Below are 25620 nucleotides of genomic sequence, written 5' to 3'. Positions count from 1 at the left end.
AGACTGATACGCATTCTCAGAATTTTGTGGTGAAGGCTCAGACAAGCGTGTCATATAAAATATCGGCTATCATCACGGTTTATAATGCTGAAGAGTATTTTGATACTCTTATTGATAACATCAGGAATCAGACAAAACACATCATGCAGGGCTATGATGTTGAGGTTATGATTGTTGATGATTGCTCAACAGATGCAACCTTTGCGCGTTTACAGGACGTTTTTCGCTCTTACAACCATGTTAAAGTCATTAAGACCGAGCAGAATGGTGGCGCAGGCCATGCGCGGAATGTAGGTTTTCGGCATTCCAGTGGTCAGTACGTTCTGTTCTTGGATAGTGATGACCAATATGAATCGAATATTTTTGAAAAATGCTTACATGCACTAACGCTTGCGCAGGCGGATATCATTTTCTATCAGGCGGACCGGGTAGATCTGACCCTTAATATTGAAGAAAAAATCCACTATCCCATTTTTGACCAGTTCCGCCCTTATCAGATTTTTTCCGCCATGGAGGTGGAGGGGAATATTTTTGATAGCGCGACATGGTGGGCATGGGACAGGCTTTTTAGGCGGGATTTCATTGCTGAGAATCACCTTGAATTTCAGGAAATACGCTTAACAAACGACCTGTTTTTTAGTGCTGCGTCTTTTCTGGTTGCGCCCAGAATTATGTATATTGATGATGTTCTGCTTCATCATATTGAGAACAGAAAAGGCTCTGTCAGCAACAGCCGGAGCAGCAGTTTTGCCTGTTGTTTGGAAGCGCTGGAATTACTGCGTGTATTTTTGGTCAAACGTGGGTTGTGGGTACCCGCAAAAGACCATTTTTATAATTATGCGATTACGTTTTTAAACTGGCATCTGGAATCTATCAGCGGTCCAGCCTTCTTCCCACTCTATGATCAGGTAAAGGAGTTCTTCCAGACCAACCTGAATGCGGACGCCAATATCCTTTTTGAAAACAGCGAGACACTCGATAGAGTTTTAGGGAGTACTGCGCTGGAGTATCTCGAATATCTCAAGTCAAAATTTTATATTGAAAAAGAACTGCTGAACAAGGTGAACCAATACCTTATTGGCAGACTGCAAGGGAATTGAGCCGGGTGGAGGTTCTGGAGGGGTAAGTGCTCCAGAACCTCGCTGGTTTTATTTGTTCAGGCTGTTGGAGGAGTCATTATCCGTCACGCATAGGGGCGGGAAGGACGTGTAAGCCTTGATGTTGCGGTAGTGGATGTTCATCAGGTGGTCGATGGAGGTGGTGGTCAGCACCCGCATACCAAGGCCGGGGTAGGTTACTTCCACGGATTTGAACGGTAGGCAGCGTTCCAGCAGACGGGAGGCCCCCAGTGGTGAGATGGCATAGCCACAGATGCCAAAAGTCTGGCTCAGCCGGAACGGGCTGGAGGAAACATCCATGTTCAGGAATGCAGGAATACCACGGCGGACATCGTCTTGGTTGAAGATGGCAACGCACTGCGTAATGCCGGGCAGCAGTTCAAATTCCAGAATACTGTCGTAATTGTTGCCCCACAGGATAATTTCCCAGTCATCGGGCAGGTTGGCAATAATCCGGTCGCTTTCCTGCTCAAAGTTGCGGCACAGAAAAGCATCGTCTTCAAAAATATGGGCGGGTTTACCGCTTTTTACAACGCGGCCCCACAGGGTTGCGTGGGCAAGCCCGGACCCCATTGCCCCGGCGGTAAAGCCGCAGTCGGGGGCCATGAGTCCTTTGGCAATCACATCATCCCGGTCCAGCTTTTTGCCATCTAGCCCTGCATATCTTTCAAAGCCCTTGATATGGGCATTGGCTTTTAAAAAACGTTCTGTGCGTTCGGGCGTTCTGTCCAGACTAATAAAGTATTTTTGCATCAGGGTGTCCTGTAAGAAAGCCGTAAATAGGCATGGTATTGGGCGGGTATTTAAAGGCTATCTTCGACAACGCGCCTTGTAATTGCAACCCGTGGGATGGTTTTCGGCCATAGCGTGGCCGAGGCTCAGGGCTGGGGCGTAAAAAAGGCGGGCAGCGCCTGCGCGCCATGGCTGGCCAGTGCAACGTCTATCTGGTCACACGCCTCCAACGCCTCGTGGATGGTTACGTCCATGTCCAGATAGCGGTATGTGCCCAAACGCCCGAGGAAGGAAACCCCCTTGCTGGTCCGTGCCATATCCTCATACGCACGCAGCAGGCGCTGCTCGCCACTCAGGCGGATGGGGTAGTATGGGATGTCGGCCTTCTGGGCTGCGCGGCTGTACTCGCGGAAGCAGACAGTCTGTTCAAACTGTGCCTGTTCCCACGGGGCAAAGTGCTTGTGTTCGGCAATGCGGGTGTAGGGTACGTCTGCGTCGCAGTAATTCATGACCGCCGTGCCCTGATAATCGGGTTCAGGGCTAACAAAGCGTTCAAAATCCAGCGTTCTGTATTCCAGCCGTCCCAGTTTGAACCCAAAGTAGCGGTCCAGCGGGCCAGTGTAGAACACATGGTCAAAGGTCTCGGGCATATCCTCGAACGTAGCGCCCAGCCGGATGTCTATGGTGTTGGAGAATTCCGCCAGAATATTGGAGACAATGGCCGTGTAACCATCCTGCGGCATCCCTTGGTAGGGATGGTTGAAGTAATTGTCGTCATAATTAAAGCGCAGCGGCAGGCGTTTGAGAATGGAGGCCGGCAGGGTGTCCGGGTCACAGCCCCACTGTTTGCGGGTGTAGCCTTCAAAAAAGGTCTCGTAGAGTTCGGGGCCCACCATGCTCAAGGCCTGCTCGCGGAAGGTGCGGGGCTGGGTAATGGTGTGGTCGGCCTTGCTGGCAATAAAGGCGCGGGCCTGTGCCGGACCAAATGTGGTTTTGAACAGCGCGTTAATGGTCAGCAGGTTGATGGGCAGGCTGAACACCTGCCCGCGGGCAATGGCCTTTACGCGGTTAACGTAGGGGCGGAACGTGCCAAACTGCTGCACGTAGGACCAGACCCGCTCGTTGGCAGTATGGAAAATGTGGGGACCATAACGGTGGACCATAACCCCGGTCTGGTTATCGCGCTCCGTGTGGCAGTTGCCTGCCAGATGAGAGCGCTCATCCACCACAACCACCTTGTGGCCACGGCTGGCAAGGTGCCGGGCAATAACCGCGCCGCTAAAGCCGGCCCCGACCACGCAGAATGTCTTACCCACCTTGAACTGTTTCCCTGTCCCTGTTCGTGTGCCGCAGCGTGTGCTTGCCCTTTGGAGTTGGGGCGTGGCGGCCGTGCGGGTGGGCACCATACCGCGCTTTGGCGTCTGTGCCCACCTGCAGGGGTGGGAAGAACGGCGGGGGTGTTAGCGTGCGGGTGGAATGGTGGTGTTAACCTTTTCCGCCAGCCGGATGACCAGGTCACGCATAAGGGAGGCAACGTCCGCATCCGTGCTGACCGAACCCGTGGCCACAAGGTGTGTGCGCTCGCGCGTAAGCGGCTGGTTGGGGTCACGCGGCAGTACGGCCCATGTTGCATCCAACGTGGCCCGCCCGTCTGCATCCACATCAAAGCGGGAAATATCAATCTGCACCCGCATGGTGGCCACATCCGCCAGCGGCTGGTCCGTAATCAGCTCCGATGGGCGCTTGTTGGCCAGCACGTTGGTCAGCAGGTCCGTAACGCCAAGGGAGAGGCGTGTGGCCCAGCGCGAGCGCGGGCTACGCAGGATTTCCTCGCCCTGACGGGTGATGATGTCCTGCGAGTCCAGATAGTCGGGCATGATCACCCGGCTGATGGCAATGGTAGCCGCGCGGGAGGAAAGGTGCGGTTCAATGGTGTTGGCGTCCGATGGCACACCTAGCGTGTACAGCCGCAGCGGCGGGGAGGCACAGCCGGACAGGAGGGAGCACCCGGCCAGAACGGCCAGAAGTGAGCGGCGTGGCGCAAAGGTCATGGGCGGCGTCCCATCAGCAGAAGTTGCGGGTTACGTTCAACATCGGAGGAGAAGACGCAGGGATGCGGCGGTGGCGGCAATGTCACGCAATGCGGCATCCAGATTGGCGCGGTCGATGGAACGGGGGGAGAGAATGGCCTGTAACGAATCCAGCGTCTGGGTGGCCGATGTAAGCGTGGCGTGCAGGTCCGCGCCACGGGCGTTTAGCTGCGTGTTCCCCGTTTCCATCAACTGGTCCATTTTGCCCAGCGTGACGTCCAGCTTGGCTTGCAGGTCTTTAATGGCGGCGGTTGCGGCCTCTATGGTCTCGTGCGAGCGGTCAGCCGTAACCTTGGCGCTAAGCAGCAGGGGCGGCAGGTCCTTGTTCAGGCTGTCACTCAACTGGGTGACGGACAGCAGGGCCGCATCCGCATGGTGGCTGATCTCCTTGATGGGGATCTGGCCCAGCGTATCCTTCAGTTTTTCCACGGCAGACATGCGGACGGGAATTTCGGGCAGGTTGGTAATGCGCGGGTGCAGAACCGGCTCTACCGAGCGGTCAAAGTCCAGCTCGATGTTGGACTGGCCGGTTACAAAGCTGAGCAGGTTCAGCTCTGCGCGCAGGCCAATGCCGATCAGTTCCTGAATACTCACCTTGTTGCCGCCGGGCACGTCCTTGACGACGTGAATCTGGTCCGGCTCCAGCGTGAGCACTACGGGGATGTAGGCTTTGTGGTCTGCCGGGTCAAAGCGCAGGGTAATGCTTTTGACCGTGCCCACCTTGACCCCACGGAAGTTGACCGGCGCACCAACAGACAGGCCGGTAATGGAGTTCTGGAACACCACCACCGCCTCGCGCGAGGGGGCGAGGAAGCTCATGTGCCCAAAGGCCATGACAATAAACAGGGCCAAAAAGCCGCCGAACAGCACGAAGGCCCCGATAACGGTTTTGCGGTTTGTGCTCTCAGACATGCCGGTCAGCCTTTGTCTCGTCTGTCGTGGGGATGGTGGAGGAGCGGTTCATGAATGCCATGACTTCCGGTATGGTGCTGTGGTCACGCAGGTCCCGCGGGGAGCCGTGGGCTATGGGCCGGTGGGTGCGCGCATCCAGAAAAATGCCATCATCGGCAATGGCGAACAGGCTTGGCAGCTCGTGGCTGACAATAACAATGGTCGCCCCCAGCCCGTCGCGCAGCGTTAGGATAAGGTCATCCAGCCGGGCGGAGGTAATGGGGTCCAAACCTGCAGACGGTTCATCAAAAAACAGAATGTCGGGGTCCAGCGCTATGGCGCGTGCAAGGCCTGCGCGTTTGCGCATCCCGCCCGAAATTTCGGACGGATACAGGTCTATGGCCTGCTCCATGCCCACAAGCCCCAGCTTGAGTTCCACCAGCTTGCGCACCACATCGGGCGGCTGGGTGGTAAACATTTCCATGGGTAGGGCCACGTTCTCGCCCACGGTCATGGAGCTCCACAACGCGCCGGACTGGAACAATACGCCAAAGCGGTGGTTGATCTCGGTCCGCCGCTGCTCGTTCTGCGCCCAGTAGTCTTCCTGCCCAATCAGGATCTGCCCTGTTGTGGGGGGCAAAAGCCCGATCAGGCTTTTGAGCAGGGTGCTCTTGCCGCAGCCCGACCCACCCATGACGGCAAAAATGGAGCCCCGTTTGAGGTCGAACGAGACATGCTGCTGAATGATCTTGGGACCAAAGGACAGCTCAAGGTCACGCACGGAAATAAGAATATCGCTATCGGCCATTGCCTAAATTCCCAGCGCGTTGGCCATGACGGCAAACACGGCGTCCATGGCGATGATGCCGACAATGCCAATAACCACCGCACGGGTTGCGGCAATACCCACGTCGGCGGCGCTGCGCCCGGCCATAAGCCCCACGCGGCAGGCGGCAAGGGCAATAAAGCTGCCAAAGAAGAAGGCTTTGACAAACCCGAACCCGAATTCCTTAAGCTCCACGCCATTGATGGTGGAAATCCAGTACCCCATGGGGGACACGTCCATCATGCTCATGCTCACCACAAACCCGCCCAGAATGCCAATGAGCGTGCCGTAGAGGTAAAGCAGGGGCATCATGAGGGAGAGGGAGAGAATGGCAGGCAGCAGAATGTAGCTGGAAATGGGGATGCCAAACACCTTGAGGGCGTCAATTTCCTCATTCCCCAACATGGTGGAAATGCGCGCGGCATAGGCCCCACCCGTGCGCCCGGCCATGATGATGGCGGTCATAATGGCCGAAATCTCACGCGCGCAGGCAATGCCCACAAGGTTGGTCACATAAATTTCGGCGGCAAAGCGGCGCAGTTCCACCAGCCCTACAAAGGCCAGAATGGCCCCGATAAGGAAGTTGACCACACCCACAATCAGCAGTGCATTGGGGCCAGCGTTCCACAGGTCCGTGACCAGATCCTTGACGCGCATCCGGCTTTTGCCATGCACAGCCTGCACCGCATCCAGCGTGGTTTCCACCGCAAGGGATGCGGAAATGCCGGTCTCGTTCAGTGCGCTCAGGGTCAGGCCGCCGGTTTTTTCCAGCAGGTTTTCCCTGTGGTCATCATGGCGGGCCGGTGGCGTGGGGTTGGGGGGCAGCAGGGCCAGTAGGCGTTGCGCGGGGGCGGGCAGGCCGCTCTGGTCAAACTCCAGTCCTGCACTGGCCGCCGCCTGTTTGGCCTCCCACAAGAAGGACACGAAGGACGAATCCCATGCCGTAATCCCCGTTGTATCCACGCTCAGGCTGGTGGAGCCGGGTGCAGGGGTGGGAATATCCGTCCCCGCAAATGGCATGACCCCGCCATTGGGCACGGTCCATGCGCCCTGTACGCTCAGGCAGGGGCCGTGCGGTCCGGTCCGTATGGACCACGAGGGCCGCGTGGCATGGTCTGCCGTGGCGGTGGGGGGGGAGGAATCTGTTTGCATGGTCATTGTTTATGACGACATTAAGACACGCTACCGCGCGCTGGCTAGTCCCGACATAGTGACCGCGGGTTAACAGGGGCGTTGTGAGGGGCTGCGCGGGGCGTCTCGGTCTTGAGTTTGCTAATAATTTCCATGGTCAGGCATTTTCATCAGCCCAGCATTGCAGGCGCGGGCGTGCTCGGCTAGATGCAGCGCTTTGGTGTGGCGCCGGGTTGGTCCGGTGGCGGCAAACCGGGGGCATGTCCAGCATGGCGCACGCTCCCCCGCATACGGGAGATGACATGCGACGCAGACGTGGGCGGCCGCTTAATGGCTGGCTGATTGTGGACAAGCCTTCCGGCATGACGTCAACACAGGTGGTGGGGCGGGCCAAACGGCTGTTTGACGCGCAAAAGGTCGGGCATGGCGGCACGCTGGACCCGCTGGCTACCGGGCTTTTGCCGCTGGCTTTTGGCACAGCGACCAAGACCGTGCCGTATGTTATGGACGGGACAAAAGTCTACCAGTTCACGCTGCGGCTGGGGGAAGCGCGCGATAGTGATGATGCGGATGGCGCGGTGACCGCCACATCCGACGTGCGCCCGACCGACGAGCAGCTCCGTGCGGCTCTGCCCGCCCTTACGGGGGACATCATGCAGGTGCCGCCTGTGTATTCTGCCCTCAAGGTTGCCGGGGAGCGGGCCTATGACATGGCGCGTGATGGCCGCCCGCCCGAACTGCCGCCCCGCCCCGCCCGTGTGGACCGTTTTGAACTGATCGCCCGCCCCGATGCGGATACGGCGGTGTTCGAGGTCGAATCCGGCAAGGGCGTGTACATGCGCGCACTCGCACGTGATGTGGCGCTGGCTTGTGGTACGGTGGGCCATATTGCGGTGCTGCGCCGCCTGCGCGTGGGGCCTTTTACCGAGGCCGACGCAATTATGCTGGACAAACTGACGCCAAACGACGACAACGCCCATGCTTCTGCGGAGCTGCTTCTTCCGGTCGAGACCGCGCTGGCCGACATCCCGGCGCTGGCCCTGACTGAGGAGGAAGCTGTTCTTCTACGCCACGGGCGGCCTCTGAGCCTGTTGGATCTGATGGGACGTATCCCCCAGACCGATGCTTCAGGGACTGTGCGTGTCATGGACGCAGGGCGTGTGCTGGGTCTTGGTCGCCTTGAAGACGGGCAGCTGAAGCCAGTACGGATTCTATGACATTTTTCTGATGGAGACATGTGATGTCGATTACTGCTGAACGCCGCACGGCGCTGATTTCCGAATACCAGACCGCTCAGGGCGACACGGGTTCCCCCGAAGTGCAGGTTGCAATCCTGACCGAACGGATCAACAACCTGACCGACCACCTCAAGACCCACGCGAAGGACTTCCACTCCCGCCGTGGTCTGCTGATCATGGTTGGCCGTCGTCGCAGCCTGCTGGACTACCTGCGTGGTAAGAGCCAGAGCCGCTACGAAGCTCTGATCGCACGTCTGGGTCTGCGCCGCTAAAACCAGAATTTGCGTTCGCAGGGGCGGTGGTATGCCGTGCCTGCGGGCGTGCTGGGTGAATGTGTGGGGGTTTTTGGGCTGGCCTTATGGCCGCCCAACCCCCATATATTCGTAGATACGCCACAGGCTTGGCACGCGGGCATTGACGATCCGGGTAAGGCCACGGCGTTTCCGACCACATGGCGCCTGGGCGGTGCTGCCGCCAGTCACCATGCCGTCCGAGGCGCTGTCTGCCATTCGGTTCTGTCCCGCTGTTTGCCGTGGTTTTGAACAAAGACTCTGTAAACAGAAGATGAGAAGACAGAATGTTTAATTATTTCCGTAAAGAAATTGAATGGGCCGGTCGCCCGCTGGTGCTGGAAACCGGTAAGGTTGCCCGTCAGGCCGATGGCGCGGTGCTGGTTACGTACGGCGAAACCGTGGTCCTGTGTACCGCTGTTGGCGCACGTGACGTTAAGCCGGGTCAGGACTTCTTCCCCCTGACCGTCAACTATCAGGAAAAAGCCTACGCAGCAGGCAAGATCCCCGGTGGGTTCTTCAAGCGTGAAGGCCGTCCTTCCGAAAACGAAACACTGGTCTCCCGCCTGATCGACCGCCCCATTCGCCCCCTCTTCCCCGAAGGGTTCCGTAATGAGGTGCAGGTCATCGCCACGGTGCTGACCCACGACATGGAAAACGACCCGAGCATTCCCGCCCTGATCGGCTGCTCGGCTGCGCTGACCCTGTCCGGCATTCCGTTCTTCGGCCCCGTGGGCGCTGCCCGCGTTGGCTTCCAGGATGGCGCGTTCATCCTCAACCCCACGCTGGAACAGCTTAAGGAAACCGACCTTGATCTGGTCGTGGCCGGTACCGCCGAAGGCGTGCTGATGGTGGAATCCGAAGCATCCGAACTGTCCGAAGAAGTGATGCTGGAAGCCGTGACCTTTGGCCACACCGCTTTCCAGCCGGTGCTGGACGCCATTATTGCGCTGGCCGAACACGCCGCCAAGGAACCGTGGGATCTGCCGAGCGAAAGCAAGGAAGAAGTCGCCCTGCGCAAGCAGGTGGACAAGCTGGGCCGCAAGCTGATTGCCGATGCTTACAAGGAAAAGCAGAAGCAGGTCCGCTACGAAAAGCTCAAGGCCGCGCGTGAAGCCATTGTGGAAAAGCTGACAGCCGCCGAGCTGGACGCAGCCGCCGCCAAGCCCATGATCAAGGATCTGGAAGCCGACGTGGTCCGCACCTCCGTGCTCAAGACCAGCAAGCGTATTGACGGGCGTGACCTCGTAACCGTGCGTCCGATTGTGCCGGAAGTGGGCGTGCTGCCCCGCGTGCATGGTTCCGCCCTGTTTACCCGTGGCGAAACGCAGGCGCTGGTTGTGACCACGCTGGGCACCGGTCAGGACGAACAGGTGATTGATGCGCTGGAAGGCGAATACCGCACCAACTTCCTGCTGCACTACAACTTCCCTCCCTACTCCGTAGGTGAGTGCGGTCGCGTTGGCTCCCCCGGCCGTCGTGAAATCGGGCATGGCAAGCTGGCATGGCGCGCCCTGCACCCGCTGATGCCCAACCGCAAGGAATTCCCCTACACGGTGCGTGTTGTTTCCGAAATTACGGAAAGCAACGGCTCCTCCTCCATGGCGACCGTTTGCGGTAGCTCGCTGGCCCTTATGGATGCCGGTGTGCCCCTCAAGCGCCCTGTGGCCGGTATTGCCATGGGTCTGATTAAGGAAGGCGAAAAGTTTGCCGTCCTGTCCGACATTCTGGGTGATGAAGACCATCTGGGTGACATGGACTTTAAGGTGGCCGGAACCGAAGCTGGCGTGACCGCGTTGCAAATGGACATCAAGATTACGTCCATCACGCCCGAAATCATGAAGATCGCTCTGGGTCAGGCGCGCGATGGCCGCCTGCACATTCTGGGCGAAATGAGCAAGGCGCTGACCGAAAACCGCACGAGCGTTGCCACCACGGCGCCGCGCATCACCACCATGAAGGTGCCGCGCGAAAAAATCCGTGATGTCATTGGTTCTGGCGGTAAGGTTATCCGCGAGATCGTGGAATATTCGGGTGCGAAGGTGGATATTGGTGACGATGGCACCATCACCATTGCCGCAACAGCCGAAGACCAGACCAAAAAGGCGCTGGACCGGATTAACGGCATTGTGGCCGAGCCTGAACTGGGCCGCATTTACGATGGTAAAGTCGTTAAGACCGCCGACTTTGGCGCGTTCGTCAACTTCCTTGGCGCGCGTGATGGTCTTGTCCACATTTCCGAACTGGCACAGGGCCGCGTTGGCCGCACCACCGATGTGGTGAAGGACGGCGACATGGTTAAGGTCAAGGTCATTGGGTTTGATGACCGCGGCAAGGTTAAACTGTCCATGCGCGTTGTTGATCAGGCTACGGGTGCCGACATTACGGAAACCGTGGGTGAAAAACCTGCCCGCGCACCGCGCCGGGATGCCGAATAAGGCATCCCACACGCGGGTTTAGCGCGTGGCGGACCAGACTCGGGTATCTAGAGAAACGACAGGATAGTCATGAAGGCGATTAACACGCTTCGCATGGGGGGGGCGGATGTCCTGCCGCTGGTAGAAGGCGGTAAGGGTGTTTCTGTTTCCACAGGAGCATCGGCCGGGGCCTGGGCTGCTGCGGGGGGTGCTGGTACGATTTCCATCGTCAATGCAGATAGCTACGATGCGGAAGGTCATCCAGTCCCGCAGGTTTATCATGGTCGCACCCGCCGGGAACGGCATGAGGAGCTTGTGGACTACGCCATTCGTGGCGGCATTGCGCAGGCTCAGATTGCGCACGAGGTTTCGGGCGGTAAAGGGCGCATCCACGCCAATATCCTGTGGGAAATGGCCGCTTCCGAGCGGGTGATTACCGGGGTGCTGGAAGGGGCCAAGGGCCTGATCCACGGCCTGACCTGTGGCGCGGGTATGCCTTACCGGCTGGCGGATATTGCTGCCCAGTTTGGCGTGCACTACTACCCTATCGTTTCTTCCGCCCGCGCCTTTAATGCGTTGTGGAAGCGCTCCTACTGCAAGGCGCCGGACTTGCTGGGCGGCGTTGTGTACGAAGACCCGTGGCGGGCAGGCGGGCATAACGGCCTGTCCAACACGGAAAACCCGTTTGCGCCAGAAGACCCCTACCCACGTGTGCTGGCCCTGCGGCAGGCCATGCGTGGCTTTGGGCTGGATAATACCCCCATCATCATGGCCGGTGGCGTATGGTGGCTGGAAGAGTGGCAGGACTGGATTGACAGTGAAGAACTGGGGCCGATTGCCTTCCAGTTTGGCACCCGCCCGCTGCTAACCAAGGAAAGCCCGATCCCCGATGCGTGGAAACGCCGGTTGCTGACCCTGAAGAAGGGCGATGTGTACCTCAACCGCTTCTCCCCCACGGGGTTCTACTCTTCCGCTGTGAATAATGGCTTCCTGCATGAGCTGCGCCAGCGTGCGGAACATCAGGTTCCGTTTGCGACCGAAGCCACGGATGAGCTGACAACACCTTACGGCGTGGGGCCACGCAAGCGCGAAGTGTTCCTTAAACCTGAGGACGTGGCGCGTGTAAAACAGTGGGAAAGCGAAGGGTTTGTTGAGCCCATGCGCACCCCCGATTCCACGTTGATTTTTGTGACCCCCGACCGGGCCCGCATGATTGTGGCGGACCAGACGGACTGCATGGGTTGCCTGTCCGAATGCAAGTTCTCCAACTGGAGCCAGCGTGGCCCCAGCTACAGCAACGGGCACCGGGCGGACCCGCGCTCCTTCTGTATTCAAAAAACACTTCAGGCCGCCGCCCACGCCTCTGGCCCCGATGCGGACAAGGTGATGGATGAAAACCTGATGTTTGGCGGCACCAATGCGTGGCGCTTTGGCACGGACCCGTTCTATGCCAACGGCTTTGTGCCCACGACTAAACAGCTTATTGACCGGATTATGACGGGTAAGTAAGCGGCATCTGCCCGGCCCATTCAGGCTCTTTGGGCCTATGGGCGAGGGTGTGCAAAAAGGCGGCTTCCCACACTGGGGGCCGCCTTTTTTGTTGTTGTGGCGTTAGCTTCTGGCGGAGCGGCCCATGCGGGCAATCTTCTGGTCTGTTGTGTACTGGCTTAGCGCATAAACCGACCAGATGGTGGCCGGAATCCAGCCAATAAGCGTGACCTGCAACACAAGGCAGACAATGCCTGCAAATGGGCGGCCAATGGTAAAGAACTGAAGCCACGGCACAAGCAGGGCAAGTAAAAGGCGCATAATTCGTAAACTCCTTGGTTATTGGCCATGATGGCCACAGCCAGCGGCGCTGAGCAAGAAAATCACGCATACAGGCTGGTTTATGCCGACCAAAAACCCGGCCAGCGCTAGTAGTTTGCGGGGGTTGTGTGCTAGAAAATACCGGGCACCGTGGCAACCGGTGTTCAGGTGGATTTGGCGCGGAGTGCAGGCTACGGCCCGGAACCCGCGCAGCATGACAGAACGGATGAACCTTGACCGAGATTTCTGACCAGACCGGATCACCGCAGCCTTCAGACCTTCTGCCCGTGACCATTGAGGAGGAGATGCGCTCCTCCTACCTCGCGTATGCGATGTCGGTAATTGTCAGCCGTGCGTTGCCCGATGTGCGCGATGGTCTGAAGCCGGTGCACAGGCGCATCCTTTACGCCATGCACGAGAGTGGCTTTACGCACGACAAGCCCTACCGCAAGTCGGCCCGCGCGGTCGGTGAGGTCATGGGTAAATATCACCCACATGGTGATAGCTCGATTTACGAAGCCATGGTGCGTATGGCGCAGTCTTGGTCCATGCGCGTCAAGCTGATTGACGGGCAGGGTAACTTTGGTTCGGTCGATGGGGATAGCCCTGCGGCCATGCGTTATACGGAAGCGCGGCTGGCCAAAGCCTCCACCTTCCTGCTGGCCGACATTGACCGCGATACGGTCGATTTTCAGCCTAACTATGATGAGAGCGAGAACGAACCCACGGTTCTGCCTGCCGCTTTCCCCAATCTGCTCATCAACGGCGCAACCGGTATTGCCGTGGGCATGGCCACCAACATTCCCACCCATAACCCGGGGGAAGTGGTGGACGCCACACTGGCGCTAATTGCCAAGCCGGATATGACGCTTGAAGAGCTGATGGAAATTGTGCCGGGGCCGGACTTCCCCACAGGTGGCACCATTCTCGGGCGTTCGGGTATTCGCAGCGCGTTTGCTACGGGGCGTGGCTCCGTCATTATCCGCGCCAAGGCCGATATTGAGGAAATCCGTAAGGACCGCAAAGCCATTGTGGTGACGGAAATCCCCTATCAGGTCAACAAGGCTACCTTGCAGGAGCGTATTGCCGATCTGGTGCGTTCCAAGCAGGTCGAAGGCATTGCCGATATCCGTGACGAATCCGACCGTTCGGGTATGCGCGTGGTTATCGAAATCAAGCGTGATGCCACGCCTGAAGTGGTGCTGAACCAGCTTTACCGCTTTACCCAGCTCCAGACCTCCTTTGGCGTGAACATGCTGGCGCTGGATGGCGGCAAACCTCGCCTTATGGGGCTGAAGGACGTGCTGGAGGCGTTTATTGCCTTCCGCGAGGAAGTCATTCTGCGCCGCTCGCGTTATGATCTGAACAAGGCGCGTGACCGGGCCCATATTCTGGTTGGTCTGGTTATTGCCGTTGCTAATATTGATGCGGTTATCGCCCTTATCCGCGCCGCCCCGGATGCTGCCACTGCGCGTGAATCGCTTATGGCGGCGCAGTGGAGTGCTGCGGATGTGGAACCGCTGCTGGCCCTGATCCACGATGAAGGCAACGTGGTGGTGGACGGCAAGGTCCGCCTGACCGAAGCACAGGCGCGCGGTATTCTGGAACTGCGCCTGCAACGCCTGACCGGGCTTGAGCGGGACAAGATCCAGTCCGAACTGTCCGAAGTGGCGGTGCGGATTAACGAACTGCTGGAAATTATCAGCAGCCGCCCCCGCCGTATGGAAGTGCTGTGCGAGGAACTGGCCCGCGCCCGCGCCGAACTGATAACGCCGCGCGTAACCGATATTGCGGATTATGATGGGGATCAGGACGATGAAAGCCTGATCGAACCCGGCCAGATGGTTGTGACCATCACGCGGGAAGGCTTTATCAAACGCACCCCGCTGGATGTGTTCCGTGCGCAAAACCGTGGTGGCCGTGGCCGCACCGGGGCAGGCACACGCGGGGATGATATTGTGGTGCGCTCCTTTAACGCCCACACGCACCAGTGGGTCATGTTCTTCTCCTCCGGTGGTAAGGTGTACCGCCAGAAGGTCTGGCGTCTGCCAGAGGCCGGGCCCGCCGCCAAAGGCCGCGCACTGGTCAACCTGCTGCCAGACTTGGGAACGGATACCATTACCGCCGTGCTACCTCTGCCGCAGGATGAGGAACTGTGGGAAAGCCTGCACCTTATCTTTGCCACCGCCAGCGGGGGTGTGCGCCGTAACCGGTTGAGCGATTTCCGCAACATCCGCGTGTCCGGCATGATCGCCATGAAGCTGGATGAAGGCGATAGCCTGATCGGCGTTGCCACCTGCCGCGAAGGGCAGGACGTGTTCCTTGCTACCCGCAAGGCGCGCTGCATCCGCTTCCAGATTACGGATGACACGGTGCGTGTGTTTGCAGGGCGCGGTTCCTCCGGTGTGCGGGGTATTCGTCTGGCGGAAGGGGACCGGGTTATCAGCCTTGCCGTGCTCAACCATGTTGAGGCCACGGTGGAGGAACGCGCAGCCTACTTGCGGATGGCCAACGCCAAACGCCGGGCCGAAAATGCAGCCGACACCGAGGATGATGCCGACGTATCCGTGGCGGACGGGGATGAGGACGAAGGTGCAACTGGCACCGAGGCCCTGACCCCCGAACGCTTCGCCCAGCTTGAAGCGGCGGAAGAAGTGCTGCTGATTGTGAGCGATGGTGGGTTTGGCCGCCGCTCCTCCGCCTATGATTACCGCGTAAGCGGGCGTGGTGGGCAGGGGATTACCAACATGACCTTCTCCGCCAACAAGCGGGGCACGGAAGTTGCGGCTACGCTGCCGGTGCTGCCGGGCACGGATGTGATGCTGGTAACCGATGCAGGCCGCTTGATCCGCGTGCCGGTGGACCAGGTGCGCATTATGTCCCGTCAGGCCAGTGGGGTGACCCTGCTGCGGCTGAATGATGCGGAACGCATTACCAGTGTGTTCCCGGTCATGGACGATGGTGAGGATGAAGCGGGCGAGGCGGACGATGCCGCAGCGCCGCAGGCGTCTGACGATGGTGCTGGTTCCGATACATGACCAGTGCTGTTGCCGCACCCAGACGTGTCGGGTTGTATGCCGGCACGTTTGACCCGGTTACAGTCGGCCATCTGGATGTTATTGAGCGGGCCAGCAGGCTTGTGGACCGGCTGATTATTGGCGTGGCCCGCAACCCCGGCAAAAGCCCGCTTATGCCGCTGGATGAACGGATGGAGTGCGTGCGCGAGGCTCTGCCAGCCATTAAGGCCCGCACGGGGGGAGACATGACTGTGGTCTCCTTCCACTCGTTGCTGGTGGAGGCAGTGCGGGCGAATGGGGCCACGCTGATCTTCCGTGGCCTGCGCGTTCTGTCCGACTTTGATTACGAAGTGCAGATGTCGGGCGTAAACCGTAGGCTGGATAGCGGAATAGAAACCGTGTTCCTTATGGCGTCCGAGCGTACGCAGTTTATTTCCTCCCGGATGGTGAAGGAAATTGCCAGCTATAACGGCGATATTTCAGAGTTCGTAACACCCTACACACAGGCGCGCCTGCTGGCCCGTCTGGCCGAACGCACAGGCTGACCCGCGCGTTGGGTTGGGTGTTGCATTAACAGGAGAGTTTCTGATGTCCACAGAAGATAAAAAAGACCTGATCTATATGGATGTGCCCGCAGGCCGCGTCGTTATTCGCCTGCGCCCGGATCTGGCGCCCAAAGCGGCGGAGCGTATTCGCACGCTGGCGGAACAGGGCTTTTATGACAACGTGCCCTTCCACCGCGTTATCTCCGGCTTTATGGCGCAGGGTGGGGACCCCACGGGCACGGGTATGCACGGTTCCGACCTGCCGGACCTGCCGGCCGAATTTACCAACAAGGCCAAGTTTGAACGTGGCACCATTGGCATGGCCCGCACGTCTGACCCGAACAGCGCCAACAGCCAGTTCTTCATCATGTTCGAACCTTCCCCCCATCTGGATGGCCAGTACACCATTGTGGGTGAAGTGATTGAAGGCATGGAGAACGTGGACAAGATCAAACGCGGCTCCGGCATGTCCGGCGTGGTGAATGAGCCCGACCGGATTGCCAAAATGGTCCCGGCGGACAAGGCGGAAGCCTGATCCCACGCAAGCGGCCCGCCCACTCAGGCGGGCCGTTTTTGTTTTGTGGGGTTTCTGGCGGAAAAATGCCTTTCTGCGCTTGACGCAAGGGGTTAATCCAGTTAGGAACAGCCCCATCACGCACGGTCCCTGACCGCGTGGTTCCATGTGTGAGCCGGTAGCTCAGCTGGTAGAGCATTCGACTTTTAATCGAATGGTCGAGGGTTCGAGTCCCTCCCGGCTCACCATTTCTCCCTAAAAAAATGCTAATCCGCGCAGAATTGTACAATATTTCTTTTTTGCAGCGTAGCCATGGCATCTATCGCTTCAATCAATCGGGCCGGCATAAGTAGCTCAAGATATGCTCCTGTTTTGATCTGGGTAATCCTGATCGCGCCACCTTTGATAGACAACTCCCCCATCTCCACAACATCGCTCCTACGCCGCCCTGTGTAGAGCAAGAGCGCGAAAGCAAGCCTTAGTCTTGTCCCTATAGGCCAAGGGCCGCAGAGAGCCTTTGCGATATGCTTTTACTATATAAGTAATTTTAGGAACATTTGGGAGATAAACGGTGTCTGGAGAATTTCTACTGAACTCTGGTTCAGCACAAAGGCTCTGTTTCATCGGGTTTTGCTTCGGTAGACCCGCCGAGCGTTATGTTTCCGGCGGGATCGACCGACGCAGAGATCATGACTTGTGATGATGCTGTTTCGGTTGGCACGATAGAAGGTTGACAGCGGCCGTGTCTTCAAAACGGTCCGGATGCGCCGTGATAGGCATGGATACGACATCGTCGTTCCGATGGTCGGCATAGACGAACGTCAAATAGTAAGACTGAGCCTCAATCCGAGGATCGCCATTAAACATTTTGTCTCATTCCAGCAGGTCGCGCCGCAGCGGCGATCCGACGACGCCACTTCGGGTCGAGACCGCTGACACACAGGTCGAAACACGTTCGACGCGCACGATCAACCGCCCATTGAGAAACGCTTTTCCATCGAGCTCCTCGTTGAGATTGTAGTTCAGCTCCGGGGGGGGGAACGGAAGGTCGGCTGTCGGGAAGCGATAGCCGAAAGTAGCCATTCGCAGCACGCAGGTTCATGACGCCTACCAACCATCTGCAGACTGACCGCTTCCCGGCTCGCTAAATGACAGAGCGAACGGCAGCAGTTGGGGTGCCTTGCTGACCGGCGGGTATAACCGGACGCAGTTCAGCCGCTGCTGGGCCGCCATCTGCCTGACCGTTTTTGGGCTCTTCAAAAGCTCGACCGTCCGTTTCACACGATTGTAACGAAATCAAATAAAATGCTATGCTAGCATGCATGGAAGAGGACGCTCGGATCGATGCACTGCTTGGGCGCGGCTATTTGCCAAAGGAACTTCCGCCGCCGTTCACCAGCGTAAGCTTTGCCCGCAACATCACGCCCGTCGCCGCTGCTTGGAAGACTCATGCCGACGCGTTGCCTGCGAAGGACAAGCGCAACTACCCCTTTCCCTCGAACTGTGGCCGCTTCGACATGGCGCGGAAGGGGCATTCTCGTCGGATGCTGGCTATCCCCAACCCAATCAACCAATACTATCTGGTGCAGGCCCTCGCCCAAAACTGGAGGGCTATCGAAACCCAGATGGCGACGTCGGCGATCAGCATGACACCGGCGCTGGTCACGCCTCTCGATAGCCGCGCCGTGCCGATGCCCAAGTTGTCCTTGCTCGCGGAACACCGGATCAAGGCCTATGCTACGAGCCGCGCAATACTGCAGACCGATGTGCTCAGCTTCTACCACGCGATCTATACCCATTCGATTCCTTGGGCGCTTCACGACAAGCGCACCGCCAAACGTAACCGTCATGACGCGACCCTACTCGGCAACCGCCTCGATTTCTTGATGCGAGGCTGTCAGGACGGCCAGACCATCGGTATCCCGGTTGGGCCAGATAGCTCGCGAATCCTTTCCGAACTTATCCTCTGCGCAGTCGAACGTGAGATCGATCCCGCCATTTCTGCCAGCCTTCTCGGTGGCTATCGATACGTCGACGATTTCTTTCTCGCCTTTGGCTCGCATGTCGATGCCGAGCGCTATCTGGCCGCACTGCGCGGCGCTGTTTTGAAATTCGACCTGCAACTGAACGCATCCAAGACAGCGATCACTGCGGCACTCGATTTCAACGAAGCGAGCTGGCCAGGAGCGATCGCCAGCCTGTCGCTCGCCGCGTCCGCGCGCGATCAACGGCACGACCTGATGCGCTTCTTTACCGAAGTAATCGCCTTGTCGAAGTCACACCCAGACGAAAGCATCGCTTCTTATGCGGTGCGGACAACCTCCCGCGTCCTGATCCAACGCGAGAACTGGGGCCTGTATGAGCCATTCCTGCTGCGCGTTGCACGCGAGAATTCAAGTTGCCTCGACGCCGTCGTGAAAATCCTGTGCACCTATGCTGCGGCTGGCTATCCCGTAGGCTCGGCGGTCAACGACTTTGTCGAACGGATGATTGAGGATCACGCGCCCTACAACCATCATTTCGAAGTGGTCTGGGTGCTCTGGCTCTGCCGTAGCCTCGAGATCAAGTTGAGCGAGCGCGCCACTGCTCTCGTTGCGCGTATCGAAAACAGCATCTGCGCCTGCCTCGTCCTAATGCTGCGCTCCCGGCGTCTACTGAGCGGACGCGGTGCGGTTTCAGATTGGACGGGCACGGTCAATACTGAGAGCCTTCGCGGCGAGCATTGGATGCTGATTTATGAGGCGGGCATCCGCAAGACTTGGCGGGTCCCTGGCGCGCGAGAGGCCGTCCAGGCCGACACGCACTTTCGTGCGATGCGCGACGCCAACGTCTCCTTTTTCGACAATAGCACCACTAACCTGCCGCTGGCCCTCCCGGCAATCGGCCCTAAATTACAAGAGGCTCTTGAGGGGCGCCGCTCGGCGATCCTTCGCGGCGCAATCGAAATCATCTCCAGTGTGCCGCCGCGGTCCCGGCGCTATGAAACTCTAGGCGAGGACTACGGCTCGGATTCCGATGTCCATGACTGGGAACGTTGGAGAAATCCATTCAACTTTGACGATGATGATGACTATGACCTACCTTTCTGACTTCTGACGTGACTTCCGTCTTTCATTCACGGCACATGGCCGCCGCTATCAGCAGAAGCTGGATAACGGCAAGCTGGGTGGTCCAAGAACGGGTAGCAGTTCAGCGCGAACGGACTGTCTTCATTCGCCAAAGCGGACCGGCAGAAAAGTCCTCAAACGCAGTCTATTGCGGTTCACCTGAAAATGCCAACTTTCGGGCAGCCGCCATCCCCACTCCGATGTCCGGCTTGAGGGCGACCGCCACCTGTCTGCTTTAAATTCATTAAGCAGACAGGCGGCCTTGGGAGGGAAAGCGGAAGATCTACTTTTCCAAACGGAACACCATCAAACAGGCATTAAAATAATTTCCGCAGATATTTTGTCAGGGTAAAAAAAGAGACCGTTTCTTACCCATATGCTGCCATGGAATGCTGGGTTCAGTTTCTATATCTATCCATTGGAAGTTACGAAAAACCATAGCTACCAGATTGTTATCTTTATCTGCATGTACTATCAGATTATCTGCCAGAGAAAAGGTTTGATATATTTCTTTTCTTTCCCCGAAACCAACACATATAACACGCTTTTCTCTATCAATTTTAACAGAAACTTGTTCTTTGAAATACAAATTATCCTGTTGTGTATCTATGTCTAATATTTCAAGGGTTGCTAGAGGGTATTTTTCAAAATTCCCTTCGTAACTAAACTCTTCTTCCTCTATTTCACCGAAATGCAAGCTTATGGATCGGACTATATTCCCATCCATAAGGTATAATTGAATCTATATTTATTACTGGAAAATTTTCTTTAAACCCGGCATGCGATTCTATATATTTCTGTATGGCAGTTTTTTTATTTCCATAGGAAAGAGGATAAATGATTGTCGCATCAAATTCGTATATCGAACATGTAGCGTTCAAATGCGGAAATACATCGCAGGGTAAGAAATTAAATTTTACCATATTTTATCCTTATTTGTATAGAAAGTGCATAATTGTCCAATCTTTTTCACGTACTATTACTTCAAGAGTATAATGACGCGGATCGCCACCAGTAGCTCGTGACCATCTGGTTATAGGAATAGTATATTTGAAACACCTAGGTGTGCCACGGGGGTCCACCCCTCTTTTCCCATATTGAATTGCGAGTTTGAGAATTGGGGCAGGAACATAGCGGTGTATTTGGGTCAATCTTTTTTCCCGCCTGCACCTCGGGGTCATTTTCAAAAACCTGAAGGACGGCAGACCAGAATGCCCGCAGGCTTGGGAAACGGCCCCAATGAGGTGGTTCTTCAACGTATTCAGTGGGACTTATGCGGATCAAAGCAAGGCTTGCATGGTTGATTTCCGCACCATTGCAAGCCAATAAAGTCTTTAATTCGTTGACTGTTTGTTGCTTGAACGGCAGGGCATGACCGTGCGGCGCATTTTCAATAACTTCTGCCAATGTATCGCCAAAGATATCAGCATCCTCGCCAAACGCGCCCGCACCCAGATCGGCTAGGCGCGGAAACAAGTCAAAAATATCAAATTTATTCAAGTCCAGCAGTTTGGACATAGTAAATTAACCCATTGTGTTCTTTTTTGATAATTGTAACGCGAATATACCGTGCAGTCTTGTTCTGATGATCGGCTTTGTCAATTACAACGCTTTTCCTTCGTAAACCAATATTCACTATATTTTTTGGTTAGAGCTGCGTGTTTTTGTGGCTCATGGCCACCAACCTTGAGGTGACGTGGTTGGGTTTCATTACGGTCGCTATCACACCTCTTCTGCTGGCCATATGCTCAGGGTTTATCCGGTAGCCGTTTGTAGAAGACCATTTTCAGGATGGCGCCATCCGGCACATAGTGCGCCCACTCCTGCGCAATAAGCGGGTCCTGTAGCAGGAGCGCTAACCCGTTAAAGCTGCGTGAGACGTGGGTATGGCGTCGCCAGTCAGTATCCACAATAATAACGTCGGGCTTCTTCCTCAGGTCATTCAGGAGTTGCTGCTGGCTCATCTGTGTTGCCAGTGCACTGCCTTTTGCCGCGGCTGGTAAATACCAGTAACTGCTGGCCGAACCGACAAAATTGATACCCTGTTCTCTGGCGTAAATAACGGTGGGGAAGACCGGGTAAGGATGCACATCAATGGCGGCGAATGAGTGCGCCCCTTCATCCTGAAGCTTTTTCAGGAACAAAGGTTGTTGGTAAAGGTTTTCGTCATAGTGTTTGTACCAGAGGCGGTTAAATTTGATTTGTGGCGCGTAGGCGAGAACCAGAAAGATACCGCCTAAGATTTTGCAATATTTTTTGCCTAAACAGATCATGGCCGTTGCGCCGACCATGATAAACCCATATGTCGCCAGAAACTGATAAATATAGAATTTCATTTGTATGAGAGCGACAATATTAAAGCCGATTGCCGCAATGGAAAATGCCGTTATGAATTTATTCTTTATTTTGAGGGCACATAGAAAAAATGCGATGGAAATAAGAGTGGGAGCAAGCCCATCGCGAATAAAGTTTGAGAATTTATTATTGAACGCACCATAAACCTGAGACGTAATTGGTAATTGGTGGAAGATAAAGACAGGAAAAAACACCAGAAGCGACACAGCATATATGGCCCCCGTTGCCATAAGGGCCAACTGCTCGCTCCGGAAAGGCTTGCGTTTGATCTCTAACAGCAGCCACGGAATAAGAAAAAAGGGTTTAACGGCAAAGCCAATACCAGCCAGTACACCCGTCACTATGGCACGCCAGCCCCGTCTTTCAACAGGTAGCACATAAGGAAAAACGAGGAGCATGACCAACTCTTCCCTTTGTGCAAATTCACGCGGCCAATTCAGGCCAACAAAAAAAGCCAGCATACTAAAAATGGGAAGCCGGGCAGATGATGGTACATCATCCCACGCAATAAAAATAATAAACGCGGTTAAAAGCAGGGGATAGACGTATAGGGCCTGCGTAAACGGTATGAAATGCGACAGAAAGATTGCTGGAAGATAAAGCAGATACGCAAGCGGGAAGTTTGGGTCAGTCACATCCTGCCCAATGACAGCGCCATTCAGCCATTCACGCGCGCCCCATGCAAACCAGGTGACATCGTGATCGGGAAGCCTGTGTGTATGCAGCAAAAACCCTAGGAACAGGATGAAACAAGGCAACAAAATCATCACCTTATTTCCAAAGCGGCTTTGGTCTGGCATGGGTGTTTTAGGTTCCTGCGTGCACTAAGGTTAGCTGGATTCTTCACTTTGGAAGGGAAGGTATCGCAGATAAGCCAGTCTTTTTGTTTCTCTGCGCCCTGTTGCAATCATATCCATGATCAGACCGCAAACGCCCGATAATGCCGCAAGGATCATTAACCCGGCAGCGAGGATAGCCGTGGGGAAGCGGGGCACATACCCGGTACGGAAGTATTCATGTATAACCGGCAGGCCCAGTATAAGCGATAGGCTGAAGAGCACTGCGGATATAATAGAAAAGCATAAGAGTGGCCGCTCAAGTTTGGCCAGATTGAAGATTGTTCCTAAAATGCGGAAGCCATCCCGGTACGTATTCAGTTTGGAAACTGTTCTCATTCCACGGGGGCAGAATGGGCAGGTTCTGCCTTGCTGTGAGCCAGCACATGTGTGCGTTTTGCGGCAAGGGGTGGGGGGATAGTGACAAACAGCGGGTTCGGCCTTTATTTAACAGCAGGCTCACTTACCCTGCTTAAAGGACCTTCTGTATGAGATGGTTTGCCACAAGTATGATCTGCCGCCTTCTTGGCCATAAATGGGGGCCGTGGCAGCGCCAGACGTCCTGGGATGGAAGTGGTGAATTCCAGCATCGCAAATGCACGCGGCCCGGATGCCTGGCAACGGAGCAAAAGCGCGAGGGCTAACGCCACATGGGGTGTGCGGGCTTTGTGCTGTTACGGGGTGGAAAGCGCTTGTACCTGCGCGCAGGTTATGCCATAAGCCCTGTATCGTTGCCATTTGTGCGCCCGGTGGGCGGCGTTCTGCGTTACGCCTGAAAAGCCACGGTTTTCCCACATTCTTTCTTCTGTTCTGCTGAGCCTGTTCCTGCGTGTTGGGAGCAGGTTTTTTTGTATGCAGGGTCTTAAGGTGTTCTGTCTGGGGTAATGGGCGCTTTTGCGCCTTGGGCAGCTCCCGTTGAGCATGGTGCGGTTTGTGGCAACGATCAACCAGCCAAAGGGGAGGCCTTAGCTATGGCCAATACAGGCCAGTCCGCACCTGTTGCGGGCTCCACAACGCGTAACACAGCCAAGGTGGCTGCTATTGTTGCGTTTATTCCTACATTTTTTGCCGCACTGCCACAAAACATGGCGCTTGTTATTTGCGCGGGCATGGTGACATGCGCGGCCATAACCGCTGCGGTGCCAGCCCCTGTGCACAACCGGGTTCTGGTGGTGGTGTATCAGATCGTGCGGGTTGCGGGTCTGGGGGTGCAGTACGCCGTGCCGTATATGGCAACCCACCTTGTAAAAACGCCTGTTTTGAGCGGCAGCAACGCATCCCAGCCGGATGTGTCCGCCACCAATGCCGTGGCGGACAAGACGGCAACATCTTGAAATTTTTCTGACGGATCAGAGTTTATGAAAAACTATGTGTTTGCAGGCAGCCTTGCGGCTTTGTGCCTGCTGTGTTCCTGCGCGCAAACCGCACAGGGCAAGTTGCGGCAGGCTGTGTACGATACGGCCAGCGCTTACCACGTGCTGGCCAGCCCCATGCCCGATGTTATGGCAGGGCATGTGCCGGGTGTCAGTCTGAGCGACGGGCAGAAAGAGCTTGCCCGCAAAGCCAGCCAGACTGTGCTGAACGAACTTGCCGCACTGGAGCAGGCAACCCAGAACGGCAGCACTCTGGCCGAAACCGCCGTGGCGGCCCTTCAGGCGGATTTTGCATCTTTTTCCTCCTGCTGGGCAGGGCTTACGGCAGGGACTACCCCCCAAAGCTGCGGGGCAACCGCCACTGTGGCCGCAGGTGCGGCGACCACGACAACGACCACAACCGGGAGTAACTGAAGCATGACCGCAGCAGAAATTAGCGCCATTCTGGGCATTGTGGGCACCGTTGTCTCTTTGGCGGAAAAATATGGGCCGGAGGCTTACAACACGGTGTTGAGCGCCATTGAGCAAAGCAAAAGCGGCACGGGCCCCAGTGATGCGGATATTGCGGCCATATTTGCCAAATGTCAGGCTGACAACACAGCTATTCAGGCATCATGAGTGTGGATTTTGAGTGCGGTATGGTGCTGGGTGGGGGGCTTGTCGGGCTGGTGGGGGTTGCGCTGGCCGTAACCCTGCGCCTGCTCGCCCAGCGTGACGGTGGCTGGCCAGACTAGGCGTTTAGTCCCAGACTTTGTTCTGGAAGCGCTTTCTCTGCGTGTGAAAACCCAGCCGCACGAATGGCCGCTTACCAATGTTTCCGCGCTCAATATATCGATTTAGAAAATTTCCTTTCAGGAGGATGAGTTTATGCCGCGGGAATATAGTCAATCTTCAGGCCTTAAAGACTGAGTCCTGCGCTCAGGCCGGAAGAGCGGGGGAGGCGAGTGTGAGCCGGTGCCTTATGCCCGCCCGGCTGCTGGTGTGGCGTTACCCCAAAGGCTGTTGTTGGCGTTCCAGTAGGTCACGCACGGTTTGCACAATCTCACCTATGCTTTCCTCGCAGTAACGGTGTTGGTCGGCCGCAAAGGCGGTGTTGGTGTAAAAGGGCCATTGCAGGCTGTGGCTGGCTGCGCGCAGGTGCAGGATGGCCTGCTCGTAACGGGCAAGCTCCTGCGCCGTGGCGCTGGGCAGCGTATCGGTGCTGAACAGGCCGCGCTGGGCTGCAAGGGTATAAGTATCAACCTGCGGTGTGGGTGAATGGTCAGGGCAGGTTGTGTACGGTTTCAAAGCAGTCTCCCTCTACAGTATGGCTCAATATGTGCGTAATAAAC

Annotated in this window: 23 protein-coding genes, 1 tRNA gene and 2 pseudogenes; 13 read left to right on the top strand and 13 right to left on the bottom strand. The window is 56.7% G+C overall.

Going from position 1 to position 25620, the window contains the following annotated elements; translation table 11 throughout:
• The first annotated feature begins 29 nt into the window (after positions 1-29).
• The gene (locus tag AGA_RS00315; RefSeq protein WP_059022521.1) at positions 30-1100 is read left to right on the top strand and encodes a glycosyltransferase family 2 protein; all 1071 of its coding nucleotides are present in this window, start codon (positions 30-32) and stop codon (positions 1098-1100) included.
• Between the two features lie 48 nt (positions 1101-1148).
• Here AGA_RS00315 and AGA_RS00310 read toward each other — a convergent pair whose 3' ends face one another.
• The 6 genes and pseudogenes from AGA_RS00310 to AGA_RS00285 all read right to left on the bottom strand — a co-directional run bounded on the left by AGA_RS00310 (position 1149) and on the right by AGA_RS00285 (position 6815).
• Complete coding sequence (locus tag AGA_RS00310) at positions 1149-1871, bottom strand: glycosyltransferase family 25 protein (protein ID WP_059022520.1); 723 nt, start codon at positions 1869-1871, stop codon at positions 1149-1151.
• 125 nt (positions 1872-1996) lie between these two features.
• Entirely contained in the window at positions 1997-3166 is a 1170-nt protein-coding gene (gene glf / locus AGA_RS00305; RefSeq protein ID WP_059024541.1) for a UDP-galactopyranose mutase, read from the bottom strand.
• 144 nt (positions 3167-3310) lie between these two features.
• The gene (locus tag AGA_RS00300; RefSeq protein ID WP_059022519.1) at positions 3311-3901 is read right to left on the bottom strand and encodes a PqiC family protein; all 591 of its coding nucleotides are present in this window, start codon (positions 3899-3901) and stop codon (positions 3311-3313) included.
• Positions 3898-4852, bottom strand: a pseudogene (locus tag AGA_RS00295) (MlaD family protein). The gene AGA_RS00300 and the pseudogene AGA_RS00295 overlap by 4 nt, the downstream one beginning before the upstream one ends.
• The gene (locus AGA_RS00290) at positions 4845-5639 is read right to left on the bottom strand and encodes an ABC transporter ATP-binding protein (protein ID WP_059022518.1); all 795 of its coding nucleotides are present in this window, start codon (positions 5637-5639) and stop codon (positions 4845-4847) included. The pseudogene AGA_RS00295 and the gene AGA_RS00290 overlap by 8 nt, the downstream one beginning before the upstream one ends.
• Positions 5640-5642: 3 nt before the next feature.
• The gene (locus AGA_RS00285; protein ID WP_059022517.1) at positions 5643-6815 is read right to left on the bottom strand and encodes an MlaE family ABC transporter permease; all 1173 of its coding nucleotides are present in this window, start codon (positions 6813-6815) and stop codon (positions 5643-5645) included.
• Between the two features lie 275 nt (positions 6816-7090).
• Here AGA_RS00285 and truB point away from each other — a divergent pair, with 275 nt between their 5' ends.
• Together truB and rpsO are read left to right on the top strand one after the other, a co-directional pair.
• The gene (truB, locus tag AGA_RS00280; RefSeq protein WP_059024540.1) at positions 7091-8005 is read left to right on the top strand and encodes a tRNA pseudouridine(55) synthase TruB; all 915 of its coding nucleotides are present in this window, start codon (positions 7091-7093) and stop codon (positions 8003-8005) included.
• A gap of 23 nt (positions 8006-8028) precedes the next feature.
• Complete coding sequence (gene rpsO / locus AGA_RS00275) at positions 8029-8298, top strand: 30S ribosomal protein S15 (RefSeq protein WP_048853324.1); 270 nt, start codon at positions 8029-8031, stop codon at positions 8296-8298.
• A gap of 84 nt (positions 8299-8382) precedes the next feature.
• Here the strand turns inward: rpsO and AGA_RS13615 are convergent, their stop codons facing one another.
• Positions 8383-8535, bottom strand: coding sequence for a hypothetical protein (locus AGA_RS13615; protein ID WP_157065256.1), 153 nt, complete (start codon positions 8533-8535; stop codon positions 8383-8385).
• A 68-nt stretch (positions 8536-8603) separates the two neighbouring features.
• On the opposite strand from AGA_RS13615, the gene pnp reads away from it, so the two are divergent.
• Both pnp and AGA_RS00260 read left to right on the top strand, forming a co-directional pair.
• Positions 8604-10754: a polyribonucleotide nucleotidyltransferase gene (gene pnp / locus AGA_RS00265; protein WP_059022515.1), complete on the top strand. Its 2151-nt coding sequence runs from the start codon at positions 8604-8606 to the stop codon at positions 10752-10754.
• 69 nt (positions 10755-10823) lie between these two features.
• A complete protein-coding gene (locus AGA_RS00260) occupies positions 10824-12242 on the top strand; it encodes an NAD(P)H-dependent flavin oxidoreductase (RefSeq protein ID WP_059022514.1) in 1419 nt (472 codons plus the stop codon).
• Positions 12243-12344: 102 nt separating this feature from the next.
• Here AGA_RS00260 and AGA_RS00255 read toward each other — a convergent pair whose 3' ends face one another.
• Positions 12345-12542: a YqaE/Pmp3 family membrane protein gene (locus tag AGA_RS00255; protein WP_059022513.1), complete on the bottom strand. Its 198-nt coding sequence runs from the start codon at positions 12540-12542 to the stop codon at positions 12345-12347.
• Between the two features lie 233 nt (positions 12543-12775).
• On the opposite strand from AGA_RS00255, the gene gyrA reads away from it, so the two are divergent.
• From gyrA to AGA_RS00235, 4 genes are all read left to right on the top strand, one after another.
• Complete coding sequence (gyrA, locus tag AGA_RS00250) at positions 12776-15580, top strand: DNA gyrase subunit A (RefSeq protein WP_059022512.1); 2805 nt, start codon at positions 12776-12778, stop codon at positions 15578-15580.
• Positions 15577-16104: a pantetheine-phosphate adenylyltransferase gene (gene coaD, locus AGA_RS00245; RefSeq protein ID WP_059022511.1), complete on the top strand. Its 528-nt coding sequence runs from the start codon at positions 15577-15579 to the stop codon at positions 16102-16104. The genes gyrA and coaD overlap by 4 nt, the downstream gene beginning before the upstream one ends.
• 43 nt (positions 16105-16147) lie before the next feature.
• On the top strand, positions 16148-16639 hold the full coding sequence (locus AGA_RS00240; protein ID WP_059022510.1) for a peptidylprolyl isomerase: 492 nt from the start codon (positions 16148-16150) through the stop codon (positions 16637-16639).
• Between the two features lie 151 nt (positions 16640-16790).
• A tRNA-Lys gene (locus AGA_RS00235) sits at positions 16791-16866 on the top strand.
• Between the two features lie 625 nt (positions 16867-17491).
• On the opposite strand, the gene AGA_RS13955 is transcribed toward AGA_RS00235, so the two are convergent.
• Positions 17492-17701: a hypothetical protein gene (locus tag AGA_RS13955; protein ID WP_231945850.1), complete on the bottom strand. Its 210-nt coding sequence runs from the start codon at positions 17699-17701 to the stop codon at positions 17492-17494.
• 239 nt (positions 17702-17940) lie between these two features.
• On the opposite strand from AGA_RS13955, the gene AGA_RS00230 reads away from it, so the two are divergent.
• A complete protein-coding gene (locus tag AGA_RS00230) occupies positions 17941-19707 on the top strand; it encodes an RNA-directed DNA polymerase (RefSeq protein ID WP_059022509.1) in 1767 nt (588 codons plus the stop codon).
• Positions 19708-20068: 361 nt separating this feature from the next.
• Here AGA_RS00230 and AGA_RS13610 read toward each other — a convergent pair whose 3' ends face one another.
• The 3 genes and pseudogenes from AGA_RS13610 to AGA_RS00215 form a co-directional block, all read right to left on the bottom strand.
• A complete protein-coding gene (locus tag AGA_RS13610; RefSeq protein WP_231945849.1) occupies positions 20069-20422 on the bottom strand; it encodes a hypothetical protein in 354 nt (117 codons plus the stop codon).
• A gap of 443 nt (positions 20423-20865) precedes the next feature.
• Positions 20866-21243 (bottom strand): annotated as a pseudogene (locus tag AGA_RS00220) (hypothetical protein); the annotation flags it as partial.
• Positions 21244-21473: 230 nt separating this feature from the next.
• Positions 21474-22847, bottom strand: a complete 1374-nt coding sequence (locus AGA_RS00215) for a DUF2029 domain-containing protein (protein ID WP_157065254.1) — start codon at positions 22845-22847, stop codon at positions 21474-21476.
• A 953-nt stretch (positions 22848-23800) separates the two neighbouring features.
• On the opposite strand from AGA_RS00215, the gene AGA_RS00205 reads away from it, so the two are divergent.
• The 3 genes from AGA_RS00205 to AGA_RS00195 are packed head-to-tail and all read left to right on the top strand — an operon-like array spanning position 23801 to position 24907.
• On the top strand, positions 23801-24250 hold the full coding sequence (locus tag AGA_RS00205) for a hypothetical protein (RefSeq protein ID WP_059022505.1): 450 nt from the start codon (positions 23801-23803) through the stop codon (positions 24248-24250).
• A gap of 24 nt (positions 24251-24274) precedes the next feature.
• On the top strand, positions 24275-24703 hold the full coding sequence (locus AGA_RS00200) for a hypothetical protein (protein WP_059022504.1): 429 nt from the start codon (positions 24275-24277) through the stop codon (positions 24701-24703).
• Between the two features lie 3 nt (positions 24704-24706).
• Complete coding sequence (locus AGA_RS00195) at positions 24707-24907, top strand: hypothetical protein (protein ID WP_059022503.1); 201 nt, start codon at positions 24707-24709, stop codon at positions 24905-24907.
• Between the two features lie 369 nt (positions 24908-25276).
• Here the strand turns inward: AGA_RS00195 and AGA_RS00190 are convergent, their stop codons facing one another.
• Positions 25277-25576, bottom strand: coding sequence for a hypothetical protein (locus tag AGA_RS00190; RefSeq protein ID WP_059022502.1), 300 nt, complete (start codon positions 25574-25576; stop codon positions 25277-25279).
• Between the last annotated feature and the right edge of the window lie 44 nt (positions 25577-25620).

The organism is Acetobacter ghanensis, from assembly GCF_001499675.1.
Classification (GTDB): domain Bacteria; phylum Pseudomonadota; class Alphaproteobacteria; order Acetobacterales; family Acetobacteraceae; genus Acetobacter; species Acetobacter ghanensis.
The sequence above is the reverse complement of the archived record's forward strand: the minus strand, read 5'-3'. Positions and strand labels throughout refer to the sequence as shown.

What these genes read in the sequence shown, in the direction of transcription:
- AGA_RS00240 (WP_059022510.1), top strand. Translation starts at nt 16,148, where the DNA reads ATGTCCACAGAAGATAAAAAAGACCTGATCTATATGGATGTGCCCGCA.
- AGA_RS00310 (WP_059022520.1), bottom strand. Translation starts at nt 1,871, where the DNA reads ATGCAAAAATACTTTATTAGTCTGGACAGAACGCCCGAACGCACAGAA.
- AGA_RS00215 (WP_157065254.1), bottom strand. Translation starts at nt 22,847, where the DNA reads ATGATTTTGTTGCCTTGTTTCATCCTGTTCCTAGGGTTTTTGCTGCAT.
- AGA_RS00300 (WP_059022519.1), bottom strand. Translation starts at nt 3,901, where the DNA reads ATGACCTTTGCGCCACGCCGCTCACTTCTGGCCGTTCTGGCCGGGTGC.
- rpsO (WP_048853324.1), top strand. Translation starts at nt 8,029, where the DNA reads ATGTCGATTACTGCTGAACGCCGCACGGCGCTGATTTCCGAATACCAG.
- AGA_RS00230 (WP_059022509.1), top strand. Translation starts at nt 17,941, where the DNA reads ATGGAAGAGGACGCTCGGATCGATGCACTGCTTGGGCGCGGCTATTTG.
- AGA_RS00195 (WP_059022503.1), top strand. Translation starts at nt 24,707, where the DNA reads ATGACCGCAGCAGAAATTAGCGCCATTCTGGGCATTGTGGGCACCGTT.
- AGA_RS00260 (WP_059022514.1), top strand. Translation starts at nt 10,824, where the DNA reads ATGAAGGCGATTAACACGCTTCGCATGGGGGGGGCGGATGTCCTGCCG.
- AGA_RS13955 (WP_231945850.1), bottom strand. Translation starts at nt 17,701, where the DNA reads ATGGCTACTTTCGGCTATCGCTTCCCGACAGCCGACCTTCCGTTCCCC.
- pnp (WP_059022515.1), top strand. Translation starts at nt 8,604, where the DNA reads ATGTTTAATTATTTCCGTAAAGAAATTGAATGGGCCGGTCGCCCGCTG.
- AGA_RS00255 (WP_059022513.1), bottom strand. Translation starts at nt 12,542, where the DNA reads ATGCGCCTTTTACTTGCCCTGCTTGTGCCGTGGCTTCAGTTCTTTACC.
- AGA_RS13615 (WP_157065256.1), bottom strand. Translation starts at nt 8,535, where the DNA reads ATGGCAGACAGCGCCTCGGACGGCATGGTGACTGGCGGCAGCACCGCC.
- AGA_RS00290 (WP_059022518.1), bottom strand. Translation starts at nt 5,639, where the DNA reads ATGGCCGATAGCGATATTCTTATTTCCGTGCGTGACCTTGAGCTGTCC.
- coaD (WP_059022511.1), top strand. Translation starts at nt 15,577, where the DNA reads ATGACCAGTGCTGTTGCCGCACCCAGACGTGTCGGGTTGTATGCCGGC.
- truB (WP_059024540.1), top strand. Translation starts at nt 7,091, where the DNA reads ATGCGACGCAGACGTGGGCGGCCGCTTAATGGCTGGCTGATTGTGGAC.
- AGA_RS00205 (WP_059022505.1), top strand. Translation starts at nt 23,801, where the DNA reads ATGGGCGCTTTTGCGCCTTGGGCAGCTCCCGTTGAGCATGGTGCGGTT.
- AGA_RS00285 (WP_059022517.1), bottom strand. Translation starts at nt 6,815, where the DNA reads ATGACCATGCAAACAGATTCCTCCCCCCCCACCGCCACGGCAGACCAT.
- AGA_RS00200 (WP_059022504.1), top strand. Translation starts at nt 24,275, where the DNA reads ATGAAAAACTATGTGTTTGCAGGCAGCCTTGCGGCTTTGTGCCTGCTG.